The 5,591-nt window shown below is 69.0% G+C and carries 4 protein-coding genes; 3 read left to right on the top strand and 1 reads right to left on the bottom strand.

The window, feature by feature from the left end; all coding sequences use genetic code 11:
- The 3 genes from ENN83_RS09385 to ENN83_RS09375 form a co-directional block, all read left to right on the top strand.
- On the top strand, positions 1–579 hold a 579-nt coding region (locus ENN83_RS09385), incomplete at its 5' end, for a hypothetical protein (protein ID WP_287186228.1).
- Positions 580–689: 110 nt separating this feature from the next.
- Positions 690–1,274, top strand: coding sequence for a heme NO-binding domain-containing protein (locus ENN83_RS09380; protein ID WP_287186225.1), 585 nt, complete (start codon positions 690–692; stop codon positions 1,272–1,274).
- Positions 1,271–2,293, top strand: a complete 1,023-nt coding sequence (locus ENN83_RS09375; RefSeq protein WP_287186223.1) for a diguanylate cyclase domain-containing protein — start codon at positions 1,271–1,273, stop codon at positions 2,291–2,293. The genes ENN83_RS09380 and ENN83_RS09375 overlap by 4 nt, the downstream gene beginning before the upstream one ends.
- Before the next feature lie 486 nt (positions 2,294–2,779).
- Here ENN83_RS09375 and ENN83_RS09370 read toward each other — a convergent pair.
- Positions 2,780–5,591 (bottom strand): efflux RND transporter permease subunit (locus tag ENN83_RS09370; protein ID WP_287186220.1); only part of this gene is annotated, 2,812 nt, incomplete at its 5' end.

Genomic DNA, 5,591 nt, shown 5'->3' with positions numbered 1-5,591 from the left:
GAATGGGGCCGGGCGGGGCAGGCGGGGCTGGCGCGGCTGGCCGGGATGGAGGACCATCCCGAGGCCGCGCGTCTGGCCGAGCGTCTGGCCGCGCTCGAGAATGCCGAGACGCCCTATGCCTTTGAACGGGCGGGCGAAGACGGCGATGTCGCCCAGTTGGTCGCCGATCTGGCCGGGATGCTGCCGGTGCGTCCCGAGGGCCGCGCGCTGCCTGAGGGGCTGCTGTCGAGCCTGCGCCTGTGGGAATTGCAGCAGATCGGGCGGGCCTGCACCTACCGCACTGCGGGCGGCAATCCGGGCTGCGTGGCGGTGCTGGCCGATCTGTCCGGGGCGCGGCCCGGCGAGGAGGTGCTGATCGTGGCGCATAATCCGGCGGGGGCGTTGCTGGTGCGGGCCTATTTCCGCGAGGCCGAGGGGGTGGGGTTCACCATGCGCAGCCCGGAATTCCTGACCGGCGGCGATTTCTACCGCGCCGCCGACGCCGCCATCGACGCGCTGGTCGCGGGCGAGTTCCGGCTGGTGCCGCAGCGGCTGAACGCGCTGGAGGTCGAGGGCCGCACGCTGTTCTTCGGGCGCTGAGGTCGGTTGCGGGCGGCGGGCGGTCGCATCCCGGCCTTGCTTTGCCATTTCTTAATACCTTCGCCGCAGACTCGCGTTTGGTTACTTGGACGCGTTCTGCGGAGTTTATTATGCACGGTCTCGTCAATCGCGCGATTCAGCGTTTTCTGTGTGATACCCATGGCGGGGAATGCTGGACGCATGTGGCGCGTGTCGCCGGGGTCGATCCCGGCGGCTTCGAAGCGATGCTGACTTACGAGGACGAGCTGACCGAGACGGTGCTGGAGGCCGCGGTCGCCCGGCTGGACCTGCCGCGCGAGATGATCCTGGAGGATCTGGGCACCTATCTCGTCTCGCATCCCGATCTGGAGGCGCTGCGCCGTTTGCTGCGATTCGGGGGCGAGACCTTCGTGGATTTCCTGTTCTCGCTGGACGACCTGCCCGAACGTGCCCGCCTGGCGGTGCCGGACCTGGAACTGCCTGAGCTGGAACTGGCCGAGGATACCGAAGGCGGGGTCGCGATCCGCTGTCGCGGCGGCTGGCCGGGGGTGGAATATGTGCTGCAGGGCATGCTGCGGGCGCTGGCCGACGATTACGGCGCGCTGGCGGTACTGGACGTGATCGAGCGCGGGCCGGGGCAGGCGACGGTCAGTGTCAGCCTGCTGGACACCGCGTTTCACAAGGGGCGCAGCTTTTCGCTGGTGGCGGACCGATGACCGGGGCGGCACGGCAGGGCGGGGCGATCATGCTGCACGGGGCGGTTCTGGGGCGGCTGCTGCCGATGCATCTGTGCCTGGACGCGGAGGGGCGCGTGCGCCAGGCCGGCCCGACGCTGGAACGGATCGCGGGAACGGACCTTGCCGGGCGTCCCTTTGCCGAGGTGGTCAGCCTGCGCCGACCGGCGGCGGCCACGGATATCGCGGGGCTTCTGGCGCTGGCAGAGCGGCCGCTGAAGCTGACGCTGGCGGTTGCGCCCGCGCTGCCGCTCAAGGGGCTGGTGGCGGGACTGCCGGATGGCGGCGCGCTGATCGACATCTCGATGGGGATCTCGCTGATCGAGGCGGTCAGCCGGTTCGACCTGACGCTGGGGGATTTCTCGCCGACCGACCTGGCGGTGGAACTGCTCTACCTGCATGAGGCCAAGTCGGTCGTCAGCGCCGAGTTGAGCCGCCTGGCGGAGCGGCTGAACGGGGCACGCGTCTCGGCCGAAAAGGAGGCGGCGACCGACACGCTGACCGGGCTGGCCAACCGGCGCCGCCTGGATGCCACGCTGGCGCGGCTGCTGGGGCAGGGGCGGGCCTTTGCGCTGATGCAGATCGACCTGGATTACTTCAAGCTGGTCAATGACACCCATGGCCATGACGTGGGCGACGCGGTGCTGCGCAGGGTGGCGCATCTGCTGCGCGCGCAATGCCGGACGCAGGACCTGGTGGCGCGGGTCGGCGGCGACGAGTTCGTGATGATCCTGGTCGATATCGTCGAGCCGTTCCGCATTGCGCGAATCGCGGAGCGGCTGATCCGCCAGATCGAGGAGCCGATCCTGGTTGGCATGCGGGAGTGCCGGATCTCGGCCAGCATTGGCGTGTCGGTCTTCTCGCGGCAGGATTCGCCGGATGCCAAGCGGCTGATGCGCGAGGCCGATAGCGCGCTTTACCAGTCCAAGGGCGCAGGCCGCGCGCGGGTGACGGTGTTCACGCGCCCCGAGGGGACAGCCGACAATACGGACGCGGCCTGAGCGGTGGCCCGATCTGCGGCGTCTTTCTGCGGCCCGGATGGGCGCGGGGTCGGGCGGGTGGCCCGCGTGCATCCATGCGGCTGCCCGCGCAAGCGGGGGGCGTCAGCGGCCCATCGGTACACGCGCGATGCGGCGGATCGCGGCATGGAGCAACGGCAGCATCGGACCGCCCGGCACCGTGGCCGTAAGCGGGGGGCGTCAGCGGCCCATCGGTCCACGCGCGATGCGGCGGATCGCGACATGGAGCAGCGGCAGCATCGGACCGCCCGGCACCGTGGCCGTAAGCGGGGTGCGTCAGCGGCCCATCGGCCCGCGCGCGATGCGGCGGATCGCGGCATGGAGCAGTGGCACCAGCAGAACGCCCGGCACCGTGGCCGTAAGCGGGGTGCGTCAGCGGCCCATCGGCCCGCGCGCGATGCGGCGGATCGCGGCATGGAGCAGCGGCACCAGCAGAACGCCCAGGATCGTGGCCGTAAGCGGGGGGCGTCAGCGGCCCATCGGTCCACGCGCGATGCGGCGGATCGCGACATAGAACAGCGGCACCAGCAGAACGCCCAGGATCGTGGCCGTCAGCGTGCCGCCCAGCACGCCCGAGCCGATGGCGTTGCGCCCGCCCGAGCCTGCGCCCGAGCTCAGCACCAGCGGCAGCACGCCCAGCGAGAACGCCATCGAGGTCATGATGATCGGGCGGAAGCGCTGGCGGGCGGCCTCGCGGATGGCGGTGAACAGATCCTCGCCCGCCACTTGCCGGTCGCGCGCGAATTCGACGATCAGGATCGCGTTCTTGCCGGTCAGCCCGATCACCGTCAGGATCGCCACCTGGAAGAACACCCCGTTCTCGAACCCGCCCAGCCAGGCTCCGATCAGCGCGCCCAGCACGCCGATGGGCATGGCCAGCATGACCGCGAAGGGGATCGCCCAGCTTTCGTAAAGCGCCGCAAGGCAGAGGAAGACGACCGCCAGCGACAGCGCGTAGAGCAGGGGCGCCTGGCTGCCGGATTCGCGTTCTTCCAGCGAGAGGCCGGTCCAGGCGACGGCGAAGCCGGGGGGAAGCTGGCCTGCCAGCCGCTCGATCTCGGCCATGGCCTCGCCGGTGGTGACGCCGGGGGCGGGTCCGCCCTGCAACTGCATCGCGGGCACGCCGTTATAGCGCGTCAGGCCCTGCGGGCCGAATTCCCAGCCCCCATCGGTGAAGTTCGAGAACGGCACCAGCCCGCCGCTTGCATTGCGCACGCGCCAGAGCTCGATATCCTCGGGGGTCGCGCGCGCCTCGGGCTCGCCCTGGACATAGACCCGCTTGATCCGGCCGCGGTCGATGAAGTCGTTGACGTAGCGCCCGGCCCAGGCGATCGAGAGCAACTGCCCGACCTCGGTGGCTGACAGCCCCATCGCACCGGCCGCGCGCCAGTCGATGTCCAGCCTGAACTGCGTCGCGTCCTCCAGCCCGTTGGGCCGGATCGAGCCGATCAGCGGGCTTTGCGCGCTCATCCCCAGAAGCTGGTTGCGGGCGGCCAGGAGTTCCTCGTGGGTCTGTCCGCCGCGGGCCTGAAGGTAGAAGTCGAAGCCCGAGACGTTGCCCAGTTCGGTCACCGAGGGCGGCACGATGGGAAAGACCATGGCATCCTGGATCTGGCTGAAGGTGCCGAAGGCACGACCGGCGATGGCCTGCACGCCCTGGTCGGGGCGGGTGCGCTCGTCCCAGTCCTTGAGCTGGACGAAGCCCAGACCCATGTTCTGGCCGCGCCCGGCAAAGCTGAAGCCGACCACCGTGAAGACCGAGTTCACGTTCTCGGCCTCGGCATTCAGGTAGAAATCCTTGACCTGGTCGGCCACGGCCTGCGTGCGCTCGGCGGTCGCGCCCGTGGGTGCCTGGATCAGGGTGAACAAGAGGCCCTGGTCCTCGTTCGGCAGGAAGCCGGTGGGCGTCTTGACGAAGAGCCAGCCCATCGTGACGGCGAGCAGCACATAGATCATCCCGATGCGCAGCGGGCGGCGGATGATCCAGCCGACCGAGCCTGCATAGCCGCCCGTCAGCTTGTCGAAGAAGCGGTTGAACCAGCCGAACGGCCCGCGACGGGTGTGGACCGCGTCCTTCGAGCGCAGGATCGAGGCGCAGAGCGCGGGCGTCAGCGTCAGCGCCACCAGCACCGACAGCGCCATGGCCGAGACGATGGTGACCGAGAATTGCTGGTAGATCACGCCCGTGGACCCGCCGAAGAAGGCCATCGGCACGAACACGGCGGACAGCACCAGCGCGATGCCGATCAGCGCGCCGGTGATCTGGCCCATCGACTTGCGCGTGGCCTCGCGCGGGGAAAGCCCCTCTTCCTCGATGATGCGCTCGACGTTTTCCACCACCACGATCGCGTCGTCGACCAGCAGGCCGATCGCCAGCACCATGGCCAGCATGGTCAGCGTGTTGATCGAGAAGCCGAAGGCTGCCAGCACGCCGAAGGTGCCCAGCAGCACGACCGGCACAGCAAGCGTCGGGATCAGCGTGGCGCGCAGGTTCTGAAGGAACAGCAGCATCACGAAGAAGACGAGGATGATCGCCTCGACCAGCGTCTTGGCCACTTCCTTGATCGAGATCTCGATGAAGGGGGTGGTGTCGTAGGGGATGACGTAGGAGACGTTCTCGGGGAAGAACTGGGCGTAATCCTCGATCTGGGCCTTGACGCGGTGCGCGGTATCCAGCGCGTTCGCGCCGGGCGCAAGCCGGATCGCCATGCCCGCCGCGGGCTGGCCGTTGCGTCGGGCCATGGTGTCGTAGCTTTCCGCGCCGATCTCGACCCTGGCGACGTCCTTCAGCAGCACGAGCCCGCCATCGGTTTCCGCGCGCAGCACGATCTGTTCGAAATCTCCGGGGGCGGTCAGCAGCGATTGCGCGGTGATCGTGGCGTTCAGCTGCTGGCCCGCAGGCGCGGGCAGCGAGCCGAAGGAGCCTGCCGAGATCTGGGCGTTCTCGGCCGAGACGGCGGCGACGACATCGGCGGGCGTCAGTTCGAAGGCGGCGAGTTTCGCGGGGTCGAGCCAGATCCGCATCGCGTATTGCGAGCCGAAGACCTGCACCTCGCCCACGCCCTCGATCCGGGCGAAGGTATCGACGAGGTTGGAGACCATGTAATCCGACAGGTCCACCTGTTCCAGCGTGCCGTCATCCGAGATCAGTGCGATCACCATCAGGAACCCGGCCGAGGATTTGCGCACGCTGACCCCCTGGCGCTGCACGGTTTCGGGCAGAAGGGGGGTGGCCTGCGCCAGCTTGTTCTGGACCTGGACCTGTGCGATGTCGGGATCG

This window comes from Rhodovulum sp. (assembly GCF_011048875.1).
GTDB classification, from domain to species: domain Bacteria; phylum Pseudomonadota; class Alphaproteobacteria; order Rhodobacterales; family Rhodobacteraceae; genus Rhodovulum; species Rhodovulum tesquicola.
This window is presented reverse-complemented; position numbering and strand designations above follow the sequence as displayed.

Coding starts and splice junctions, on each gene's coding strand:
- ENN83_RS09380 (WP_287186225.1), top strand. CDS start 690: ATGCACGGTCTCGTCAATCGCGCGATTCAGCGTTTTCTGTGTGATACC.
- ENN83_RS09375 (WP_287186223.1), top strand. CDS start 1,271: ATGACCGGGGCGGCACGGCAGGGCGGGGCGATCATGCTGCACGGGGCG.